General features: G+C 54.7%; 17 protein-coding genes. 13 read left to right on the top strand and 4 right to left on the bottom strand.

The annotated features are described in order from the left end of the window. The first annotated feature begins 25 nt into the window (after positions 1–25). The 9 genes from proY (at position 26) to araD (ending at position 11,558) form a co-directional block, all read left to right on the top strand. Complete coding sequence (gene proY / locus WG891_RS11455; RefSeq protein WP_337262857.1) at positions 26–1,429, top strand: proline-specific permease ProY; 1,404 nt, start codon at positions 26–28, stop codon at positions 1,427–1,429. A 248-nt stretch (positions 1,430–1,677) separates the two neighbouring features. After that, entirely contained in the window at positions 1,678–3,501 is a 1,824-nt protein-coding gene (gene malZ, locus WG891_RS11460; protein WP_337262858.1) for a maltodextrin glucosidase, read from the top strand. A 373-nt stretch (positions 3,502–3,874) separates the two neighbouring features. Beyond that, positions 3,875–4,942 carry a zinc-binding dehydrogenase gene (locus tag WG891_RS11465; RefSeq protein ID WP_337262859.1) on the top strand — a complete coding sequence of 356 codons (1,068 nt, stop codon included), beginning with the start codon at positions 3,875–3,877 and terminating at the stop codon, positions 4,940–4,942. Positions 4,943–5,063: 121 nt separating this feature from the next. Continuing rightward, entirely contained in the window at positions 5,064–5,981 is a 918-nt protein-coding gene (locus WG891_RS11470; protein ID WP_337262860.1) for a substrate-binding domain-containing protein, read from the top strand. A gap of 54 nt (positions 5,982–6,035) precedes the next feature. Further along, positions 6,036–7,526 carry a sugar ABC transporter ATP-binding protein gene (locus tag WG891_RS11475; protein WP_337262861.1) on the top strand — a complete coding sequence of 497 codons (1,491 nt, stop codon included), beginning with the start codon at positions 6,036–6,038 and terminating at the stop codon, positions 7,524–7,526. Then, a complete protein-coding gene (locus WG891_RS11480; RefSeq protein WP_337262862.1) occupies positions 7,523–8,512 on the top strand; it encodes an ABC transporter permease in 990 nt (329 codons plus the stop codon). The genes WG891_RS11475 and WG891_RS11480 overlap by 4 nt, the downstream gene beginning before the upstream one ends. A gap of 16 nt (positions 8,513–8,528) precedes the next feature. After that, the gene (locus WG891_RS11485; RefSeq protein ID WP_337262863.1) at positions 8,529–10,016 is read left to right on the top strand and encodes an FGGY-family carbohydrate kinase; all 1,488 of its coding nucleotides are present in this window, start codon (positions 8,529–8,531) and stop codon (positions 10,014–10,016) included. Next, entirely contained in the window at positions 10,003–10,872 is an 870-nt protein-coding gene (locus tag WG891_RS11490) for an L-ribulose-5-phosphate 3-epimerase (protein WP_337262864.1), read from the top strand. Before WG891_RS11485 ends, WG891_RS11490 begins: the two co-directional genes overlap by 14 nt. Next, complete coding sequence (gene araD, locus WG891_RS11495) at positions 10,866–11,558, top strand: L-ribulose-5-phosphate 4-epimerase (protein ID WP_337262865.1); 693 nt, start codon at positions 10,866–10,868, stop codon at positions 11,556–11,558. Before WG891_RS11490 ends, araD begins: the two co-directional genes overlap by 7 nt. A 39-nt stretch (positions 11,559–11,597) precedes the next feature. Here the strand turns inward: araD and WG891_RS11500 are convergent, their stop codons facing one another. The 4 genes from WG891_RS11500 to WG891_RS11515 form a co-directional block, all read right to left on the bottom strand. Continuing rightward, positions 11,598–12,602: a LacI family DNA-binding transcriptional regulator gene (locus WG891_RS11500; protein ID WP_337262866.1), complete on the bottom strand. Its 1,005-nt coding sequence runs from the start codon at positions 12,600–12,602 to the stop codon at positions 11,598–11,600. Positions 12,603–12,709: 107 nt separating this feature from the next. Beyond that, positions 12,710–14,473: a gamma-glutamyltransferase gene (gene ggt, locus WG891_RS11505; RefSeq protein ID WP_337262867.1), complete on the bottom strand. Its 1,764-nt coding sequence runs from the start codon at positions 14,471–14,473 to the stop codon at positions 12,710–12,712. 230 nt (positions 14,474–14,703) lie between these two features. Continuing rightward, positions 14,704–15,306 carry a peroxiredoxin C gene (locus WG891_RS11510; protein WP_076940478.1) on the bottom strand — a complete coding sequence of 201 codons (603 nt, stop codon included), beginning with the start codon at positions 15,304–15,306 and terminating at the stop codon, positions 14,704–14,706. A gap of 230 nt (positions 15,307–15,536) precedes the next feature. Then, on the bottom strand, positions 15,537–16,118 hold the full coding sequence (locus WG891_RS11515; RefSeq protein WP_337262868.1) for an ACP phosphodiesterase: 582 nt from the start codon (positions 16,116–16,118) through the stop codon (positions 15,537–15,539). Positions 16,119–16,364: 246 nt separating this feature from the next. Here WG891_RS11515 and queA point away from each other — a divergent pair, with 246 nt between their 5' ends. The 4 genes from queA to secD all read left to right on the top strand — a co-directional run bounded on the left by queA (position 16,365) and on the right by secD (position 20,877). After that, on the top strand, positions 16,365–17,435 hold the full coding sequence (gene queA, locus WG891_RS11520) for a tRNA preQ1(34) S-adenosylmethionine ribosyltransferase-isomerase QueA (protein ID WP_337262869.1): 1,071 nt from the start codon (positions 16,365–16,367) through the stop codon (positions 17,433–17,435). 78 nt (positions 17,436–17,513) lie between these two features. Then, the gene (tgt, locus tag WG891_RS11525; RefSeq protein WP_337262870.1) at positions 17,514–18,638 is read left to right on the top strand and encodes a tRNA guanosine(34) transglycosylase Tgt; all 1,125 of its coding nucleotides are present in this window, start codon (positions 17,514–17,516) and stop codon (positions 18,636–18,638) included. A gap of 33 nt (positions 18,639–18,671) precedes the next feature. Beyond that, a complete protein-coding gene (gene yajC, locus WG891_RS11530) occupies positions 18,672–19,004 on the top strand; it encodes a preprotein translocase subunit YajC (protein ID WP_076940486.1) in 333 nt (110 codons plus the stop codon). A 25-nt stretch (positions 19,005–19,029) separates the two neighbouring features. Then, a complete protein-coding gene (gene secD / locus WG891_RS11535) occupies positions 19,030–20,877 on the top strand; it encodes a protein translocase subunit SecD (RefSeq protein ID WP_337262871.1) in 1,848 nt (615 codons plus the stop codon). Position 20,878: the final 1 nt, after the last annotated feature.

The raw sequence follows: 20,878 nt of genomic DNA on the forward strand, positions 1-20,878 counted from the left end.
ACGTTTAAAGGGACAGGTCATTTCCATGCAACAACAGTCATCCACCACAGCGCCCAATAAGCTGAAGCGTGGCCTCAGTACGCGCCACATCCGCTTTATGGCCCTCGGTTCCGCGATCGGCACCGGCTTATTCTACGGTTCAGCCGAAGCTATCCGCATGGCAGGCCCCAGCGTTCTGCTGGCTTACCTGATCGGCGGGATCGTCGCGTTCATCATCATGCGCGCACTGGGCGAAATGTCAGTCAATAACCCGCAGGCCAGTTCGTTCTCGCGCTATGCCCAGGATTACCTTGGCCCGATGGCCGGTTATATCACGGGCTGGACCTACTGCTTTGAAATCCTGATCGTGGCCATTGCCGACGTGACGGCGTTCGGCATCTATATGGGCGTCTGGTTCCCCGAGGTGCAGCACTGGGTCTGGGTATTAAGCGTGGTGCTGATCATCGGTGCCATCAACCTGATGAGCGTGAAGGTGTTTGGTGAGCTGGAGTTCTGGTTCTCCTTCTTCAAAGTGGCCACCATTATCATCATGATCGTTGCCGGAATCGGCATCATTGTCTGGGGTATTGGCAACGGCGGGCAAGCGACCGGTATTAGCAATCTGTGGACCAACGGCGGCTTCTTCAGCAATGGCTTTATCGGCATGCTGCTGTCGCTGCAACTGGTGATGTTTGCCTATGGCGGCATCGAGATTATCGGTATCACCGCCGGTGAAGCCAAAAATCCGAAGGTGTCGATCCCGAAAGCCATCAACTCGGTACCATGGCGTATTCTGGTGTTCTACGTGGGAACGCTGTTTGTCATCATGTCGATCTACCCGTGGAATCAGGTGGGCACCAACGGCAGCCCGTTTGTGCTGACCTTCCAGCACATGGGGATCACCATGGCGGCGGGCATTCTCAACTTTGTGGTGATCACCGCGTCACTGTCGGCGATCAACAGCGATGTGTTCGGCGTTGGCCGTATGATGCACGGTCTGGCCGAGCAGGGCCATGCGCCGCAGGTGTTCAGTAAAATCTCCAAGCGCGGCATTCCGTGGGTGACGGTGGTGGTAATGATGGCGGCCATGCTGATTGCCGTGTACCTCAACTACATCATGCCGGAAAGCGTGTTCCTGGTGATCGCCTCACTGGCCACCTTCGCCACCGTGTGGGTGTGGATTATGATCCTGATCTCGCAGATCGCTTTCCGCCGCAGCCTGAGCAAGGATCAGGTGAAGAAGCTGGACTTCCCGCTGCGCGGCGGCGTGTTCACTTCGGTGCTTGCCATTATCTTCCTGGTGTTCATTATTGGCCTGATTGGCTACTTCCCGGCCACTCGCGTCTCGCTGTATGCCGGGCTGGTGTGGGTCGCCTTGCTGCTGCTGGGTTACTACATCAAGGTAAACCGCCAGAAGAAGCAGGCGGTGTTGGCAACACAGCAGGATTGACGTGAAAAATATCGGCCCTGATCGCAGGGCCGATATTGTTATAGAGCTACCCCTTTCAACGTTGTTCAAAAAATACTCTCAATATCAACCAGGCGTTAGCGTTGATTTACCCTGGGAACTGCATCTCCACCCCTCAACTCATCCCTGAGTTTGTCGAACAGAGAGGAGGGGAAATGTCACTCAACGTGGCATTGTTCCGGGCATTAAACAATGTCGTCGATTTCGTTTTGTACATCAGGAGAACCTTAATGCTTAACGCCTGGCATCAACCCGTTCCCCCTTTCGTGGTGAAGAAAGGGCAACGTCTGGAGATCACGCTGTGGCTGCAGGGGGAGGATCTGCCCGAACAGGTCTTCTTGCGCACCGAACCGGATAATGAGGAATGGTTGCTGAAAATGAAGGTACAGGCCTCGGAAGGCATGTGGCGCTATCACGCCAGCCTGACATTGAACGAGGGAGAGGCCACCCGGCGCTACTGTTTCAAACTGTTGTGGGCCGATCGCCAGCAGTGGTTTGGCCCACAGGGGTGGTCGCTGATCCCGCCGGGGCAACTGGCACAATTCGCGGTTGATGAGCCGAATCATAGTCCGATGTGGGTGGCCGACCAGGTGTTTTACCAGATATTCCCCGATCGTTTTGCCAGCAGCGGCGCAGCGCATGGGATTGAAAGCGGCAGCTATCGCCATCATGCAGCAGGATGCGAGGTGATACGCCGCGACTGGCAACATCCGCTGGAAGAGAAACATGCGGCGTCGACCTTCTACGGTGGCGATCTGGATGGCATCAGCGAGAAACTGCCGTACCTGCAGCAGCTTGGCGTGACGGCGTTGTATCTCAACCCGGTTTTCACCTCGCCGAGCGTGCATAAATATGACACTGACGATTATTACCAGGTCGATCCGTACTTTGGCGGCAACGAGGCACTGCAGCGTTTGCGAGTAAGTACTCACAAGGTGGGGATGAAAATGGTGCTGGATGGGGTTTTCAACCATACCGGCGACTCGCATCCGTGGTTCGATCGCTATCAGCAGGGCGAGCAGGGGGCGTGTCACCACCCTGATTCCCCTTATCGCGGCTGGTTTAATTTCTATCCGGATGGCGAGGCATTGACCTGGAAGGGCCATACCAATCTGCCCAAGCTCAATTTCGCCGAGCCACAGGTGGTGGATGCCATTTATCGTGCCGATAACAGCGTAGTGCGTTATTGGATGCGGCCGCCTTACAGCATCGACGGCTGGCGGTTGGACGTGGTGCATATGCTGGGGGAAAACGGCGGTGCTGAGGGGAATTTGCAGCACTTGGCCGGGATTTATCAGGTGGTCAAGCAGGAGAACCCAGAGGCTTATGTGCTGGGCGAGCATTTTGGTGATGCCCGCCGCTGGCTGCACGCCGGGGTTGAAGACGCTGCCATGAACTATGTGGGCTTTGCGTTACCGGTACGCGCGTTTCTGGCCGGGCAGGACGTGGCCTACCATCCGGTACAGATTGATGCGGCCACCTGCGCGGAGTGGATGGACGGCTATCGTGCCGGGTTGCCGCACAATCGTCAGCTGATTCAGTTTAACCAACTGGACAGCCACGATACCGCACGTTTTCTGACGATGCTGGAAAATAACACCCGGCGTATGCAGATGGCGGCGGTGTGGCTGATGAGCTGGATCGGGGTACCTTGCCTGTATTATGGCGACGAAATCGGCCTGGACGGTGGCAACGATCCGTTCTGCCGCAAAACCTTCCCATGGGATGAAAGCCAGTGGGATCACCTGCTGCTGAACCTGTTCCGCCGCCTGATTGCGCTGCGTAAGCAGAGCAAAGCGCTACGGCGCGGCGGCTGCCAGGTATTGTATGCCGTAGGGGAAACGCTGGTGTTTGTACGTACTTACCAGCAAGAGCAGGTGCTGGTGGCGTTGCAGCGCAGCGGTAGCGGCGAAGCGGTATTGCCATACAGCCCGTTACTGGCGCAGGGCACATGGCTGCGGTTAGAGGGGGAGGGTGAACTCAAGGTGGCAGAACAGGGGTTGCAACTGCGGTTGGGCGCGGAATCTGCCTCGATCTGGCGGCTTAACCGTTGAATGCGTAACGATTAAATAGACCGATCTCTCCAATTAAGCGGGCGTTGCCGTTGGCTGCAACGCCCCGTTTATCAGGCAAGCCCGCCGCTTATTTCTCTCCTTATAACGTCATGTTTCGGCGATGGGAATGTGATCACGATCGGAATTTGTAGCGCTTTCAGGCTATATGTTAACGAACTGTGATTTTGTTCAAACATTTGTTTTCGCGGCTTTGGTTATATGATACTCAATGTTTACGTTGTCATTTCTAGTTTTAGCGAGTGATTGATGATTAATATTATGAAATATATCAATTAATAGCGTATTTCATATTTTTTTAACCAAAAATGACAACGTCAACATTTTGGTTTTGAGTCTGATAATGGAGAGCAAAATGAGCCAGTTACCTGAGAAGATGCGCGCGGTGGTTTGCCATGGTCCACAGGACTACCGTTTTGAACAGGTGCCAACGCCGCTGCCAAAGGCAAAAGAGTTGGTGATCAAAGTTGAAGGCTGTGGGATCTGCGCCGGGGACTGCAAATGTAAAAATGGCGCTCAGATGTTCTGGGGAGAAACGCCGTGGGTAAAACCGCCGGTGGTGCCGGGCCACGAATTCTATGGCCGCATTGTTGCCATGGGCGAGGGCACAGAGAAGAAATACAAGATTGGCGAGCGGGTGATCGCCGAGCAGATCGTGCCGTGCTGGGAATGCCGCTACTGCAAATCTGGCAGCTATTGGATGTGTGAAACGCACAATATTTACGGCTTCCAGAAAGATGTTGCCGAAGGCGGCATGGCGGAATACATGCGTTTTTCTGAAAACGCGATCGTTCATAAGATCCCAGAAAGCCTCAGCCACGAAGATGCGGTGCTGATCGAACCCATGGCCTGCGCCATCCACACCGTTGCGCGTGGCGATATTCAACTGGATGATGTGGTGGTATTGGCCGGTGCCGGGCCGTTGGGGCTGTGCATGGTACAGGTTGCTCGGCTGAAAACGCCGAAAAAACTGATCGTGATCGATGCCATTGATGAGCGCCTGGAGCTTGCCAAAGAGTTTGGTGCCGACGTGGTGATCAACCCGCTGAAAGAAGATGCCGATAAAATCGTCAAGGCATTAACCGGCGGCTATGGCTGTGATGTTTATATCGAAGCTACGGGGGCTCCAGTCGGGGTAACTCAGGGTTTGCAGATGATCCGCAAGCTGGGGCGCTTTGTTGAATTCAGCGTATTTGGCAAAGAAACCACCGTCGACTGGTCGATTATTGGCGATCGCAAAGAGTTGGATATTCGCGGCGCGCATTTGGCACCTTACAGTTATGAAATTGCTATCGATCTGTTTGAGCGCGGCCTGGTGACCTCCAGAGGCGTAGTGACCCACAGTTTTTCTTTAAACGATTGGGATCAGGCTTTCGCGCTGGCGGATTCAACGGATTCGATAAAGGTTGTTTTGGTGCCTTAATTCTAGATTTTAAACGACGATTTAAATGCTTTTTACCAAGCATGGGATGCTATTACTGTTAAATAGGTTAATTCATATTGTTGCTCTGATAATAATGATTCACCCTACAGGAGAATAAAATATGTTTTCATTTATCAAGAAAACGCTGCCGGTTATTTTTGCTGGCGGCATGCTGATCGCCAGTCAATCGGTATTAGCCAAGCAGATTACTATTGGTGTTTCATTCCAGGAGATGAATAACGATTATTTTGTCTCAATGAAGCAGGCATTAGAACAGGCGGCGAATGATATTGGTGCCAAAGTGTATGTTGCCGATGCCCGTCATGATGTCTCCAAGCAGATTAATGACGTCGAAGATATGCTGCAAAAGAAGGTGGATATCTTGCTGATTAACCCAACGGATTCGGTTGGGGTGCAATCGGCGGTGATTTCTGCCCATAAGGCCGGAGCCGTGGTGGTGGCGGTAGATGCCCAGGCGGAAGGGCCGCTGGACTCCTTTGTCGGTTCAGAAAACTACGACGCCGGTTTCCAGGCGGGTGAATACCTGGCGAAATCACTCGGTGGCAAGGGCAAAGTGGCGATCCTGGACGGTATCCCGGTGGTGCCGATTCTTGAACGCGTGCGCGGTTTTGAAGATGCCATTAAAAAGCACCCAGAGATGAAGATCGTCACCAAGCAAAATGGTAAACAAGAGCGTGATACGGCGCTTACGGTAACGGAAAACATGCTGCAATCGACGCCCGATCTGGCCGGTATCTTCAGCGTGAATGACGTCGGGGCGCTTGGCGCGCTGGCGGCCATCAAGAGCAACGGTTCCAAGGCCAAGTTGGTCAGCGTTGATGGCCAGGCAGAGGCTATTCAGGAGATCCTCAAGCCAGACTCGCCGTTTATCGCCACCTCTGCACAGTTCCCACGCGATCAGATACGTATTGCACTGGGTATCGCGCTGGCCCGTTACTGGGGAGCGAATGTGCCTAAAACCATTCCGGTGAAAGTCAAACTGATCGACAGCAGTAATGCGAAAGGTTTTAGCTGGTAAGCGTTCGGTAGCGCTCTGCCCTTTGGCTGAGCGCTATTCTCGGAGAATATCATCGTGACGGCATTATTAGAATTAAAGCAGATTAAGAAATCCTTTCCGGGTGTCAAGGCGTTGGATGGTATCAATCTGACGATCCGGCAGGGTGAAATTCATGCGCTGCTGGGGGAAAACGGTGCCGGTAAATCGACGCTGGTTAAGATTATGTGCGGTATTCATCAGCCGGACTCCGGTGAAATACTGCTGGAAGGGCAAAGCCGGCACTTTTATAATTATCGTCAGGCAATTGATGCCGGCGTGGGAATTATATTTCAGGAATTCTCATTAATTCCTTATATGAACGCGATAGACAATATTTTTCTCAATCGGGAAGTCAAAAACCGTTGGGGATTATTAGATCGAAAAGCAATGCGTAAAAAAGCCGAAGCGATATTCAAACGCTTGGCGGTAAATATCGATCTCGATTGCCCGGTGGAGCAACTCAGCGTTGCACAGCAGCAGTTCGTCGAGATTGCCAAGGCGCTGTCGCTGGATGCACGCGTTCTGGTGTTGGATGAGCCGACCGCCACCTTAACTCCGGGCGAAGCCGATCACCTGTTCAGCGTGATGAACGATCTGAAATTGCTCGGCGTCGGCATGGTGTTTATTTCGCATCATCTGGACGAGATCTTCACCCTGTGCGATCGGATCACCGTGCTGCGCGACGGCACCTATGTGCAGACGCTGCCGGTGGCCGAAACCAACGTGGATGAACTGGTGAAGCTGATGGTCGGGCGCACCATTGAGCACACCTTTCCGTTGAAATCGCACCCGGTCGACACTTCGACGCGCCTGCTGGAAGCCAGTATTCAGCGCAGCAAACACCAGCAGGAAGACCATTTCCATCTGTTCAAAGGGGAAATTCTGGGGTTCGCCGGGCTGGTGGGCTCGGGGCGCACGGAAACGGTCTCCGCGTTGATTGGTGCAAGTGCTTGCTATCGTAAACAGGTGCGTCTCAACGGGCAGAGTGCCACGCTACGCAGCCCGGCGGAGGCGCTGAAACAAGGGATCGGGCTGCTGCCGGAGAGCCGTAAAACCGAAGGGCTGGTGCTGCCGTTCTCGGTGGCGCAGAACATCACGCTTAATCGCCACGAGCGTTTTGGCCGATTTTTTGTCAACGCCGGTAAGGATAACGAGATTGTGCGGCGCCTGATCCGTGAGGTGGGGGTGAAAACGCCCGATCCGGATACCGCGGTCAATACCCTGAGCGGCGGGAATCAACAAAAAGTGGTCATTGCCCGCTGGCTGAACAATGACTGCAACATCCTCATCTTTGATGAGCCGACGCGTGGGATCGATGTCGGTGCGAAGTCTGAAATTTATCAGATGATGCAACAGCTCACGCAGAAAGGCATCTCTATCATCATGATTTCATCAGAATTACCGGAAATTATCGGGGTTTGCGATCGCGTCCTGGTATTTCGCGCTGGCCACATTGTTGCCGAATTGACCGGTGATGAAATCGAGTCTCACAACATCATGCTTCATGCTACCGGGAGTGCACTATGATCGGAATCGAACAATCCTCTACTTCGGGTTATGCCCCGGTGCATAGCACCAGCAAGCGTTGGGAGAAACTGCTGCATCACCCTGCGGTGCTGCCGTTTATCGGTTTCGCCATCCTGTTTTTATTGATGAGCCTGTTCAATGACAGCTTTCTAACGGTTAACAACCTGACCAACGTGGCACGGCAGGTGTCGATTAACGCCATTATTGCGGTGGGGATGACCTGCGCCATCCTGACCGGGGGGATCGATCTTTCGGTCGGGCCGGTGATGGCGCTGTCTGGCTCGATTGCCGCCGGATTGATGCTCGGCGGGATCCCGATTCCGCTGGCGATGGTCGCCGCGTTGCTGATCGGCGCTCTGTTCGGCCTGGCTAACGGGGCCTGCATTGCTTATCTGCGTATGCCGCCGATCATCGTGACGCTGGCTTCAATGGGCATCGCCCGCGGTTTGGCGCTGCTGTACACCGGTGGTTACCCGATTTCCGGCCTGCCGGATGTGTTCTCTTTCTTTGGGCGCGGCACGGTGCTGGGTATTCAGGTGCCGATCCTGATTATGGCTGGGGTCTATGTGCTGGCATGGCTCATGCTCAACCATCTGCCGTTTGGCCGCTATGTTTACGCCATTGGCGGCAACGAAGAAGCCGCGCGTCTGAGCGGTATTCGCGTTTCGCGCTATAAGGTGCTGGTGTATGTGGTCAGCGGGCTAACGGCGGCGCTGGCGGGGTTGGTATTGACTTCGCGCCTGATGAGCGGGCAGCCGAACGCCGGTGAAGGTTTTGAACTGGACGCGATCGCCGCCGTGGTGCTGGGGGGCGCGGCTATCTCCGGTGGCCGGGGCGCCATTATTGGCACTCTGGTGGGGGCTATGATGCTCGGTGTGCTGAATAACGGGCTCAATCTGATGAGCGTGTCGCCTTACATTCAGAACGTGGTTAAGGGCGGCATTATCCTCGCTGCCATTTACCTCAGTTCTAGCCGCCGTAAATAACGCTGAGGGAACATCAATGGGATATTTTCTGGGCGTAGATATTGGCGGCACCCTGATCAAGGCGGGGCTGTATCGCCCTGACGGTGAAGAAATTGCCGTCGCGCAATGCGATGGTGAAGCCTTGTCCCTGCAGCCGGGGTTCAGTGAACGTGAGATGGAAGCGCTATGGCGGGATTTTTGTTCGACCATCCGCCAGGTGCTGGATCTGGCCGCAGTAAGCGGTGAGCAAGTGCGCGGTGTGAGTTTTTCGTCGCACGGTAAAGGGCTGTATGCGATTGATGCGCAGGGGAAACCGGTGCGCAACGGCATTGTTTCATCGGATACCCGTGCCAGTGCCATGGTCGCCGATTTACAGCAGCAAGGGGTGGAAGAGTGCACTTATCCTCGCAGCCTGCAACCCATCTGGAGCAGCCATCCGGCGGTGCTATTGCGCTGGCTGAAACAGCACGAACCCGCAAAGTATGACGCCATCGATGCCGTGCTGATGGCGCACGACTACCTGCGCTTTCGCCTGACCGGTGAGGCGGCGGCGGAAGTGACCAATATCTCTGGCAGCAACCTGTTTAACCAGCAGTTGGCGGATTACGATCCGCAACTGATGGCCGCCTTTGGTATTGAGGAGGTAGCGGATAAAACCGCGCCGCTGTTGGGATCGGCGGAGCTGGCCGGGCAGGTCACCGCCAGCGCTGCGGCACAGTGCGGACTCTCTGCCGGAACGGCGGTATACGGCGGCCTGTTTGACGTGGTTGGCGCAGCATTGTGTTCGGGAGTGGTGGATGACCGCATTCTGAGCACGGTGGCGGGCACCTGGTCGATCGCGACCTGCGTGACCGAAAGCGTGATCCCCTCTGCGCACCCTTTCGCCTGGGGGCGTTACTGCATGGCGGATCGCTATTTTGTCCATGAAGGCAGCCCAACCTCCGCAGGCAACCTGGCCTGGTTCCTGCGCCAGTTTTGCGGCAATGACCCGCAGCGCTATGGGCAGTTCAACCATTGGGTGGCTGAACGCAGCGTTCGGCCCAGCGATATCGTGTTTTTACCCTACCTGTATGGTTCCAATCTCGGCAGCAATCTGCCCGGAGGGCTGATCGGCCTGGGGGGCCACCATGATATGGCGGATGTGGTGCATGCGATTTATCAGGGCATCGTGTTCTCGCATCTGATCCATCAGGATCGCATGGTGGCGCTGAACCCACGGGTGGAGCGGATCCGCATGACCGGCGGCCCAACGCAATCGGCTATCTGGATGCAGATGTTTGCTAACGCGGGCAATGTGCCGCTGGAGGTGGTGGAGGTGAAGCAAAGCGGTTGCCGCGCTGCCGCACTTTGTGCCGCCGTGGGGGCGGGCGAATACGCCAGCTTTACCGAGGCGGCGCAGGTTGTACAGCCGAAATTACATACCTATTTTCCCGACGCGGCCGCCCATCGGCGTTTACGCGAGCGGTTTGCGGAGTATCTGGCGATCGCCCAGGCATTAAACGAGGTCAAGAATGCACACCACTAATACATTGTGCCTGGGGCTGTATGAGAAAGCCTTACCGGCAGAGCTTGATTGGGCACAACGGCTGGATATTGCCAGCGAGTTGGGCTTTCAGTTTATGGAGATCTCCATCGATGAGCAGCCCGAACGTCAGCAGCGTTTGGACTGGAATCACCAACAGCGGCTGGCGCTGATTAATGCCCGCTTTAACAGCGGTATTGCCTTGCCCAGCCTGTGTCTGTCGGCACATCGGCGTTACCCTTTTGGCAGCGCCGACGCCGCGACCCGCCAGCAGGCGCGTGTTCTGATGGAAAAGGCACTGAACTTTGCGGTGGACGTCGGGATCAGGAATATTCAACTGGCGGGCTATGACGTTTACTACGAAAGCTCGGATCGCCACACGCGTGAGCGCTTTATTGAGGGCATGCAGTGGGCGGTCGCGCTGGCGGCCAAAGCGCAGGTAATGCTCTCGGTGGAGATTATGGATACTCCGTTTATCAACAGCATCAGCAAATGGCGCGAGTTTTCCCGGCAGATTGCCAGCCCGTGGTTCACCGTTTATCCCGACATCGGCAACCTGAGCGCCTGGGGCAACGATGTGGCTTTTGAGCTGGAACAGGGCATCGATAAGATCACCGCTATCCATCTGAAAGATACCTTAGCGGTGTCACCCGGCGCGGCGGGGCAGTTTCGCGATGTGCCTTTTGGCAGCGGCTGCGTTGATTTTGCCCATACCTTTGCCGTGTTAAAGCGCTTGAAGTATCAGGGGCCGTTCCTGCTGGAAATGTGGGCGCGTAACGATGGTGAGGATAGGCAACATATCGCTCAGGCAAAGCGCTGGATTGAGCAACAGATGCAAATAGGAGGCATGGTATGTTAAGTGAACTGAAACAGCAGGTGCTTGAGGCGAATCTCAGCCTGCCCGGTTACGGCTTGGTGACCTTTACCTGGGGAAATGTGTCGGCGATCGATCGTCAGCAAGGATTGGTGGTGATCAAACCTTCGGGGATCGCCTACGAAGAGATGACGCTGGCCGATCTGGTGGTGGTGGACTTAGACGGCGTGGTGCGGGAAGGGCAGCGCAAACCCTCTTCCGATACCGATACCCATCTGGCGCTGTATCGCGCATTCCCGCATATCGGCGGCGTTGTGCATACCCATAGCCGCAACGCCACTATCTGGGCGCAGGCCGGGCAGCCGATCCCGGCGCTGGGCACCACTCATGCCGACTATTTCTATGGTGATATTCCCTGCACCAGGCCGATGAGCGAGGCCGAAATTGCCGGTGATTACGAGCGGGAAACCGGCAATGTGATCGTTGAGACTTTTCAGCTAACCGATCGCGATCCGCAGCAGGTGCCGGGGGTATTGGTCTATTCTCACGGCCCGTTCGCCTGGGGGAAAACGGCGGCGGATGCGGTGCACAATGCGGTGGTGATGGAGGAAGTGGCGGCGATGGCGATGGCAACGCGGCAGCTGGCACCGGCGATCTCCCCCATGCAACCGGGGTTGCTGGATAAGCATTTTCTGCGCAAACACGGTAAAAATGCCTACTACGGGCAGTAGAAGCCTTACAGGTTGCCGCCAGCCCCGGCAACCTGAGGTTTATTGCACGAGCAGTTTCCCGGTGAAAAACTCGCGCCTTAAGGGGTGATCGCTCGAGTTGTTTTTGATGGCATTGAACAGCAGCTCTGCGGCTATTTCCCCTAACATCTGCGTATCATGATAAACCCCGGCGATATGTAGGCCGTAATCCCAGGCTTTCGGCGGCTCATCAACGGAAAAGAATTTTACCCGATCGTAAATATTAAGCTGATGGCAGAGGGAGATCGCGCCAAGCGTAATAATGCCATTCAGGCCGACAATATAGTGTGGCGGGTGTTTCTGCGCTGCAAGATACTCTTTAACCTGTGCTGCCTGTGAAATAAAATCGTAGTCACCGTTGATGAGGGTGATTTCAATGTCTCTTTTCTCCAGCGCATCAACAATACCCTGAGTGCGTGCCAGAGTAATTTCTGAATCAGCGGGGCCGCCGAGGATCAGGACTTTATTTTCCGCCTGTTCGGCGAGATATTTCCCGGCAAGATGGCCGATTTCCCGGTTATTGAGAAAGACGCCGCTCAGATTCTGGTTATAGATGTCACGATCGATCAGGATCAGCGGGGTATGGTAGCGCTCGGCCTGGTTCAGATAGGCGGGTTGATAGTGTTTATCATCACGCACGGCAGATAACAGAATGCCACGCGCCTTATAACCAAACAGTGCCTGGATCGCCTGCATTTCGGCAGCTTCACTGCCGTCGGTATCAAACAGCATGATCTGATACCCCTGCAAACGCGCAATACGCGATACGGTTTGAATTAGGTTGGAGTAAAACGGGTTATATAAACTGCTGGTGACAATACCAATAATCTGACTGCTGCTTTTCTTTAATCCCTGGGCAAAAGCGTTAGGAACATAATTAAGCTCTTTGGCGATGGCATGAATTTTCTCCAGCGTCTCTGGCTTCAGCAACTCAGGCTTATTAAACGCACGGGAAACAGTGATATTGGTCACATTTGCTCGGCGGGCAATATCTACAATGGTCGCATTAGACTTGGCTTTCGACACCGTCAATCCTTGCTTTATATATTCACAGAATTCCATTGTAGGGGAAGCGGCCTACAGGATGCCAGGCGAACTTGCCGCCTGGCGCTAACTTGAAATCGACCGAAGAATCAATACCCCACGGCTGAGCCCGCCGGGCGACGCACATCGTTGGCTCCGTACAGATAACCTTCGCGCACTTTGCCGGAAACGGCGGAATCATTGCCGGAGTTGGCTGGGCTAACGCCAGCGGCCCCCGGTAAGCCCACCAGAATCAGCTCAGCGGCGCCCCAAGGGTTCTGCTCAACCATCTTGTAACCCATCGTTTGCAGGAGCTTCAGCGTATCGGCGGACACGCCGCGCTGTTCGTAATACACCTCATCCGGCAACCATTGATGGTGAATGCGTGGAGCATCTACCGCTTCCTGCGGTGCCATACCGTGATCGATGATGTTCAGCGCAGTTTGCAGCGTGATGCTGATGATGCGTGAACCACCCGGTGAACCGAGCACCATAAAGATTTTGTCGTCTTTGGTCACCAGCGTCGGGCTCATCGATGATAGTGGGCGCTTACCGGGGGCGATGGCGTTTGCCGTACCCTGCACCAGGCCGTAGAGGTTTTTCTCCCCGACTTTGACGGTGAAATCATCCATTTCATCATTGAGGAAGAAACCGGTACCCGGGGCGATCACCACTGAACCGAAACGGCCATTCACGGTATAGGTGGTGGAAACCGCATTCCCCTGGCTGTCGACAATGGAATAATGGGTGGTTTCCGGCTTTTCGTGCGGTTGCATACCGGGCTGCACCTTTTCGGAAGGCGTCGCTTTATTGGCCACGATCTGCTTGCGGATCTGCTCGGCATAGCTTTTGCTCACCAGCCGATCGACCGGATTATTGATAAACGCCGGATCGCCAAGGTAGGTGTTGCGGTCCATATAGGCATGGCGCATGGCTTCGGTCAGGGTGTGGATCGCCGCCGCCGAGTTAAAGCCCATGCTCTTCAGATCGTAACCTTCAACAATATTGAGGGTTTCACACAGCGTTACGCCGCCGGAGCTGGGTGGCGGTGCCGAAACGAATTTATAACCGCGGTAGCTGCAGGTGATGGGGTTGGTTTCGCTGATCTTGTAGTTGGCAAAATCCGCCGCCGTCAGGATCCCACCGCCTTTTCTGGCCGCCTCTTCTACCGCCTGCGGGATCCTGCCCAGATAGAAGGCGGAAGGGCCCTGCTTGGCGATCGCTTCCAGCGTATTGGCCAGATCGGTTTGCACTAATACATCGCCCGGCTGCAGGGCTGAACCATCTTTACGCAGGAAGATTTTCGCCGCTTCTGCATCCTGCCTGAAGCGGGCGACGGTGGTATCGAGGATATCGGTGTCGGCCCGCGTCAGGATAAAGCCTTCGCGCGCCAGCTTGATGGCCGGTGCGAGTACTTGCTCACGGCTTAATTTCCCGTATTTCTCGCGGGCAGTTTCCATCCCCAGCACCGTGCCCGGCACGCCTGCCGCCAGATAGCCATACAGGCTGGCGCCTTTTCTTACCTTGCCATTGGCATCCAGATACATATTGGCGCTGGCTGCCGCCGGGGCGGTTTCGCGGAAGTTGATAAAGGTGTCGGTGCCGTCGGCCAGGTGCACGGTCATAAAGCCGCCGCCGCCGATGTTGCCACAGCAAGGGTTAACCACCGCCTGTGCGTAACCCACGGCGACTGCGGCGTCCACCGCATTACCGCCCATCTTGAGAATATCCACGCCGATCTGTGAGGCCAGATGTTGCGATGTGACGACCATACCCTTCCTGGCTTCTACCGCCGGATTGGAGGCGGCGTACAGGCTGCTACTGATCAGCAATGCTGCCAAGGTCAGTGGCTGGCTCCATTTTTGTAACAACATAACGACTCCTGTCAGTTTTTATTGTAATGAGGTGGTTAGCCCCTCTCTAAATGTGAAGTGCAGACGCAAAGAGCAGGCCAAGTAATGATAGTAGTGGCAGCGGGAAGGTTGGCGATAAGATATGCGTTAAAACAGAGAGGTAAAGCACAAAATAGGGGCGAATGCCCTGCGAACGGGCATAAAAAAACCGGCCAGCAAAGCTGACCGGTTCACAGGCAAACAAGCGGATCTTACAGCTTGGAAGCGTTCTCAGACAGGTACTTAGCTACGCCTTCTGGCGATGCGCCCATACCTGCTTTGCCTTTTTCCCACTGAGCTGGGCACACTTCGCCGTGCTCTTCGTGGAATTGCAGTGCGTCAACGGTACGGATCATTTCGTCGATGTTACGGCCGATAGGCAGGTCGTTAACGATCTGAGAGCGAACTATGCCGTTTTTGTCGATCAGGAAAGAGCCACGCAGCGCTACGCCAGCATCTGGATGTTCGATACCGTAAGCTTTTTGAATTTCACGCTTAACGTCAGCAACCATGGCGTATTTCACTTCACCGATGCCGCCTTTGTCGACAGGGGTTTTACGCCATGCGTTATGGACGAATTCGGAATCGATGGAAACGCCTACAACTTCAACGCCGCGCTTCTGGAATTCTTCATAACGGTGATCGAAAGCGATCAGCTCAGAAGGACATACGAAGGTGAAGTCCATCGGCCAGAAGAATACGACAGCAGGTTTGCCGTTCAGGTGCTTCTTCAGGTTGAAGTTTTCAACGATTTCGCCGTTGCCCAGTACGGCAGCAGCGGTGAAGTCAGGGGCTTGACGAGTTACCAGGACCATAATTACTCCTGTAATAGTTGTTAGGGGGTTGATGTAAAAGCAAGGGCCAGTATAGGGGCCGTGACTCGGTGAAGAAAGGGTAAATGACCAATCAATGAGATAGCTTTTACCTATCAAACCGAGAGATTAAATTTAGCAAGCTTTAAAAATAACCTTTTTGCACAAAAGGGCAAGCGTTAAAAGGCAATTTCTTGTCATCCTGCGTACCTTATAGCATTTGAGCTGCTTTGTTACAGCGTTTTGGCTTTCGCTTGTTGCATGATCTGAGGGTAAAACTGCCAGAAGTGTGTTTCAAGCTGATGATAATGACGTTCCACGTCGGCAAAAGAACCTGCCAAGGCTCCCAGGCGTGGGCGGCGGCTGGCCATGCCCTGTAACACATTCGCGATAAACGGCAGCTCGGCGTAGCGCTCCAGCCAGCGTTCCTGCCAGAGATAATGGTTCAGGTTCTGGAAACGCGCTGGCGTCAGCGGCAGGTGCGGCACAATCTGGCCGCGTGCTTCCTGCGTGAAGTGTTGCAGGCTGCGGGTGGGTTCAAGCTGTTGCCAGTGGCGTGCCAGGAAGTGATCCCACACTACGTCGAGCGTAATCGGCGCAACGCGGCGGAATTCGGCGCTGAAATAGTCACGGCAAGCCCGGACTTCAAGCAAAGTATCGGTCAGCACGTCAACGCGGCGGTGCATCATGATGCCAGCAACCACCTCAGGATCGTAGTCCCCGGCAGGGTTGCCACGTACGAAGTCGGCCAGCAGGTTGCCCAGTAACGAGCTTTCAGCAAGCTGGGCCAAATGGAGATGAGCGAGAAAATTCATCTAACAACTATACCCTAAATAATTCGAGTTGATTGTAGGCGGCAAGCACCGGAAACCCCATTCATATAGATAACTCTGTGACTGAGGGGACAGAGCATAGCCAACACCTAAGCAAGTTGAAGTATGACGGGTATATAGGCGAACTGACACAATACCTCCTTATTTCTTGCTGCGGGTCGCTCACGGCTTTAGACTGTAGCGCCTGTTTTTTCCTACATTAGTTACCTATTGAAGAAGTGAATACCCATGCGCGTCGCCGATTTTTCTTTTGAACTCCCTGAGTCTTTGATTGCCCACTATCCGCAGCCCGAGCGTAGCGCTTGCCGTTTGCTGCAACTGGACGGGCCGACCGGAGCCTTGACGCACGGCGTATTCACCGATCTGCTGGATAAGCTGGAAGCGGGCGATCTGCTGGTGTTCAACAACACTCGGGTGATCCCGGCACGCCTGTTTGGCCGCAAGGTCAGCGGCGGCAAGGTTGAAGTGCTGGTGGAGCGTGTGCTGGACGATCACCGCGTGCTGGCGCACGTGCGGGCATCCAAAGCGCCGAAACCTGGTACTGAACTGCTGCTAGGCGACGATGAGAGCATTGCCGCCACCATGCTTGCCCGCCATGACACACTGTTTGAACTGCGTTTCAACGACGAGCGTGACGTTTTCACTATTCTTAATGCGGTAGGCCATATGCCACTGCCACCATATATCGATCGCCCTGATGAGGATGCCGATCGCGAACTGTATCAGACCGTCTACAGCGAAAAACCGGGCGCGGTGGCGGCACCCACCGCCGGGTTGCACTTCGATGAGCCGCTGTTGGCCGCGCTGCGCGCCAAGGGCGTTGAAATGGCGTTTGTGACACTGCACGTTGGAGCGGGTACTTTCCAGCCGGTGCGGGTGGAAACCATTGAAGAACACGTGATGCACGCGGAATACGCCGAAGTGCCGCAGGAGGTGGTGGATGCAGTATTGGCCTGTAAAGCGCGTGGCAAACGGGTGATCGCCGTTGGTACCACCTCGGTACGTTCGTTGGAAAGCGCCGCCAAGGCCAGCGAAGATGCATTGATTGCCCCATTTTTTGGCGATACGCGGATCTTTATCTATCCTGGCTACCATTATCAGGTGATTGATGCACTGGTGACCAATTTTCACCTGCCGGAATCGACGCTGATCATGCTGGTTTCGGCATTTGCCGGTTATCAGCACACCATGAATGCCTATCAGCAGGCAGTCGCCGAGCGGTATCGCTTTTTCAGCTACGGTGATGCGATGTTCATTAGCCGTAATCCGCTGGCGGAGAGTGAATCCGTCGGCGAGTGAAGAGGAATCCCTGGGTTACGCGCACCGCGTGGCCCTGTTTTAATGTCATCGGACTGTTTTTCCGGTGCTGGAGGTTTTGTGAAGTACGAATTACAAACAACGGATGGCCGGGCTCGCCGTGGCCGCCTGGTCTTTGAGCGTGGCGTAGTGGAAACCCCGGCGTTTATGCCGGTGGGAACGTATGGCACGGTTAAAGGGATGACGCCGGAAGAAGTGCAAGATACAGGTGCGCAGATCCTGCTGGGCAACACGTTCCACCTGTGGCTGCGCCCGGGACAGGAGATCATGAAACTGCACGGCGATCTGCATGATTTTATGCAGTGGCACGGCCCGATCCTGACCGATTCCGGCGGTTTCCAGGTGTTCAGCCTGGGGGCGATGCGCAAGATCAAAGAGGAAGGGGTGTATTTCCGCAATCCGATTAACGGCGATAAAGTCTTCCTCAGCCCGGAAAAATCGATGGAAATCCAGTATGACCTGGGGTCTGACATCGTCATGATTTTTGATGAATGCACGCCTTATCCGGCCGATTGGGACTATGCCAAGCGTTCGATGGAAATGTCGTTGCGCTGGGCGCAGCGCAGCCGCCAGCGTTTTGATGAGCTGAATAATAAAAATGCCTTGTTCGGTATTATTCAGGGTGGGGTTTACGAAGATTTACGTGATGTTTCAGTAAAAGGGCTGGTGGATATCGGCTTTGATGGTTACGCTGTGGGCGGTTTGGCGGTCGGTGAGCCAAAAGAGGATATGCATCGCATTCTCGAACATGTTTGCCCGCAAATTCCGGAAGATAAGCCACGCTATCTGATGGGGGTTGGCAAGCCGGAAGATCTGGTGGAAGGTGTGCGTCGCGGTATCGATATGTTCGATTGCGTGATGCCAACGCGTAATGCCCGTAACGGCCATCTGTTCGTGACTGACGGTGTGATAAAAATCCGCAACGCCAAGCACAAGGATGATACATCTGCGCTGGATAAAGACTGTGATTGCTACACCTGTCGCCATTACAGCCGTGCCTACTTGCATCATCTCGATCGTTGCAACGAAATATTAGGTGCCCGATTGAACACAATTCATAACCTGCGATACTACCAGCGCTTAATGGCGGGTTTACGCCAGGCTATTGAAGAGAGTAAATTAGAGCTGTTTGTTGCGGATTTTTATGGGCGGATCGGTAAGCCGGTTCCACCTTTAAACGCTTGAATTAATAATTGATAACTTAATGAGGGATTTTCAATGAGCTTTTTCATTTCTGACGCCGTCGCATCCGCAGGGGCTCCGGCTCAGGGAAGCCCGTACTCTCTGATCGTTATGCTGGTGGTATTTGGTCTGATCTTCTACTTCATGATCTTACGTCCACAGCAGAAACGTGCCAAAGATCACAAGAAACTGATGGATTCCATCAGCAAAGGTGATGAAGTGCTGACCACCGGCGGCCTGATTGGCCGAGTCACCAAAGTGGCTGACACCGGTATCATTGCCATTGCGCTGAATGACACCACAGAAGTGATGATCAAGCGTGACTTCGTGGCGGCCGTTCTGCCGAAAGGTACTATGAAGGCCCTGTAATTTTGTTTTCCCTAAGGGAACTGCCGTGCTAAACCGTTATCCTTTGTGGAAGTATCTGATGTTGATCGTGGTGATCCTCGTCGGTCTGCTTTATGCACTTCCCAACATTTACGGTGAGGATCCGGCCGTACAAATCACTGGCGCGCGCGGTGTCGCCGCCAGTGAAGCTACGCTGGACCAAGTCCGTAACGTATTAGAAAAAGATAATATTGCGAGCAAGTCGATTGCGCTGGAAAACGGTGCCATACTGGCTCGCTTTAAAGATCCCGACGTTCAGTTGCGTGCCCGTGAAGCCTTGATGGCGGAACTGGGTGACAAATATGTCGTGGCACTGAACCTTGCTCCGGCTACGCCGCGCTGGCTGACTTTATTGAATGCCGAACCGATGAAGCTGGGCTTGGACTTGCGTGGTGGTGTGCACTTCCTGATGGAAGTCGATATGGATACCGCGCTTGGCAAGCTGCAAGAGCAAACCATGGATACCATGCGCAGTGAACTGCGTGAAAAGGGCATCCCTTACGCTGCGATCCGCAAGCTGGAAAACAACGGTGTGGAAGTTCGCTTCCGCGACGATGCAGCGCGCGATCAGGCGATCAGTTTCATGACGCCACGCCAGCGCGATCTGGTGTTTTCTGCCAATGGCCCCAACACGCTGAAAGCGACGATGACCGATGCGCGTCTGAGTGAAGCGCGTGAATATGCGGTGCAGCAGAACATCACCATCCTGCGTAACCGTGTCAACCAGCTCGGCGTTGCCGAACCTTTGGTTCAGCGCCAAGGGGCCGATCGCATCGTGGTCGAACTGCCGGGTATTCAGGATACGGCTCGCGCCAAAGAAATCCTGGGGGCAACCGCTACGCTGGAATTCCGCCTGGTGAACACCAACGCGGATGCGACCGCAGCAGCAAGCGGCCGCGTACCGGGTGACTCCGAGGTGAAATTTACCCGTGATGGTAAGCCGATCGTGCTGTATAAGCGCGTGATCCTGACCGGTGACCATATCACTGACTCCACCTCCAGCACCGACGAATACAACCAGCCGCAGGTTAACATCTCGCTGGACAGTGCCGGTGGCACCGCGATGTCCAACTTCACCAAGGATAGCATCGGCAAACCGATGGCCACCCTGTTTGTGGAGTATAAAGACAGTGGCAAGAAAGACGCCAATGGCCGTTCGGTTCTGGTGAAGCAGGAAGAAGTGATCAACGTGGCGAACATTCAGTCGCGCTTGGGCAACAGCTTCCGTATCACCGGTATCGACAATCCGAGCGAAGCCCGCCAGCTTTCACTGCTGCTGCGTGCTGGTGCATTGATTGCGCCTATCCAGATCGTGGAAGAGCGGACCATCGGCCCAACGCTAGGCCAGCAGAACATCACCCAGGGTCTTGAGGCCTGTCTGTGGGGCCTGGTGGCATCCATCGTGTTCATGGTGGTCTGGTACCGCAAGTTTGGCCTGATCGCATCAAGCGCGCTGATGGCTAACCTGGTGCTGATTGTTGGCGTAATGTCACTGTTGCCGGGCGCAACGCTGACGATGCCGGGGATTGCCGGTATCGTGCTGACGCTGGCGGTGGCGGTTGACGCCAACGTACTGATCAACGAACGTATCAAGGAGGAACTGAAGAATGGGCGATCCGTTCAGCAGGCGATCCATGAGGGCTATAAAGGCGCGTTCTCCAGTATTGTTGATGCCAACGTCACGACCCTGATCACCGCGGTCATTCTGTACGCAGTGGGGACGGGTTCGATCAAGGGCTTTGCAATTACCACCGCAATCGGTGTGGCGACGTCCATGTTCACCGCGATTGTCGGTACCCGTGCCATCGTCAACCTGCTTTACGGCGGCAAGCGCATTAACAAGCTGTCTATCTGAG

Source organism: Serratia sp. MMO-28 (assembly GCF_037199905.1).
Taxonomy (GTDB): domain Bacteria; phylum Pseudomonadota; class Gammaproteobacteria; order Enterobacterales; family Enterobacteriaceae; genus Chania; species Chania oryzae.

Bases quoted from the DNA above. Each gene is read 5' to 3' on its own strand.
- proY (WP_337262857.1), top strand. From the start codon at position 26: ATGCAACAACAGTCATCCACCACAGCGCCCAATAAGCTGAAGCGTGGC.
- queA (WP_337262869.1), top strand. From the start codon at position 16,365: ATGCGCGTCGCCGATTTTTCTTTTGAACTCCCTGAGTCTTTGATTGCC.
- WG891_RS11465 (WP_337262859.1), top strand. From the start codon at position 3,875: ATGAGCCAGTTACCTGAGAAGATGCGCGCGGTGGTTTGCCATGGTCCA.
- WG891_RS11480 (WP_337262862.1), top strand. From the start codon at position 7,523: ATGATCGGAATCGAACAATCCTCTACTTCGGGTTATGCCCCGGTGCAT.
- WG891_RS11485 (WP_337262863.1), top strand. From the start codon at position 8,529: ATGGGATATTTTCTGGGCGTAGATATTGGCGGCACCCTGATCAAGGCG.
- WG891_RS11490 (WP_337262864.1), top strand. From the start codon at position 10,003: ATGCACACCACTAATACATTGTGCCTGGGGCTGTATGAGAAAGCCTTA.
- yajC (WP_076940486.1), top strand. From the start codon at position 18,672: ATGAGCTTTTTCATTTCTGACGCCGTCGCATCCGCAGGGGCTCCGGCT.
- WG891_RS11510 (WP_076940478.1), bottom strand. From the start codon at position 15,306: ATGGTCCTGGTAACTCGTCAAGCCCCTGACTTCACCGCTGCTGCCGTA.
- ggt (WP_337262867.1), bottom strand. From the start codon at position 14,473: ATGTTGTTACAAAAATGGAGCCAGCCACTGACCTTGGCAGCATTGCTG.
- araD (WP_337262865.1), top strand. From the start codon at position 10,866: ATGTTAAGTGAACTGAAACAGCAGGTGCTTGAGGCGAATCTCAGCCTG.
- malZ (WP_337262858.1), top strand. From the start codon at position 1,678: ATGCTTAACGCCTGGCATCAACCCGTTCCCCCTTTCGTGGTGAAGAAA.
- WG891_RS11515 (WP_337262868.1), bottom strand. From the start codon at position 16,118: ATGAATTTTCTCGCTCATCTCCATTTGGCCCAGCTTGCTGAAAGCTCG.
- WG891_RS11470 (WP_337262860.1), top strand. From the start codon at position 5,064: ATGTTTTCATTTATCAAGAAAACGCTGCCGGTTATTTTTGCTGGCGGC.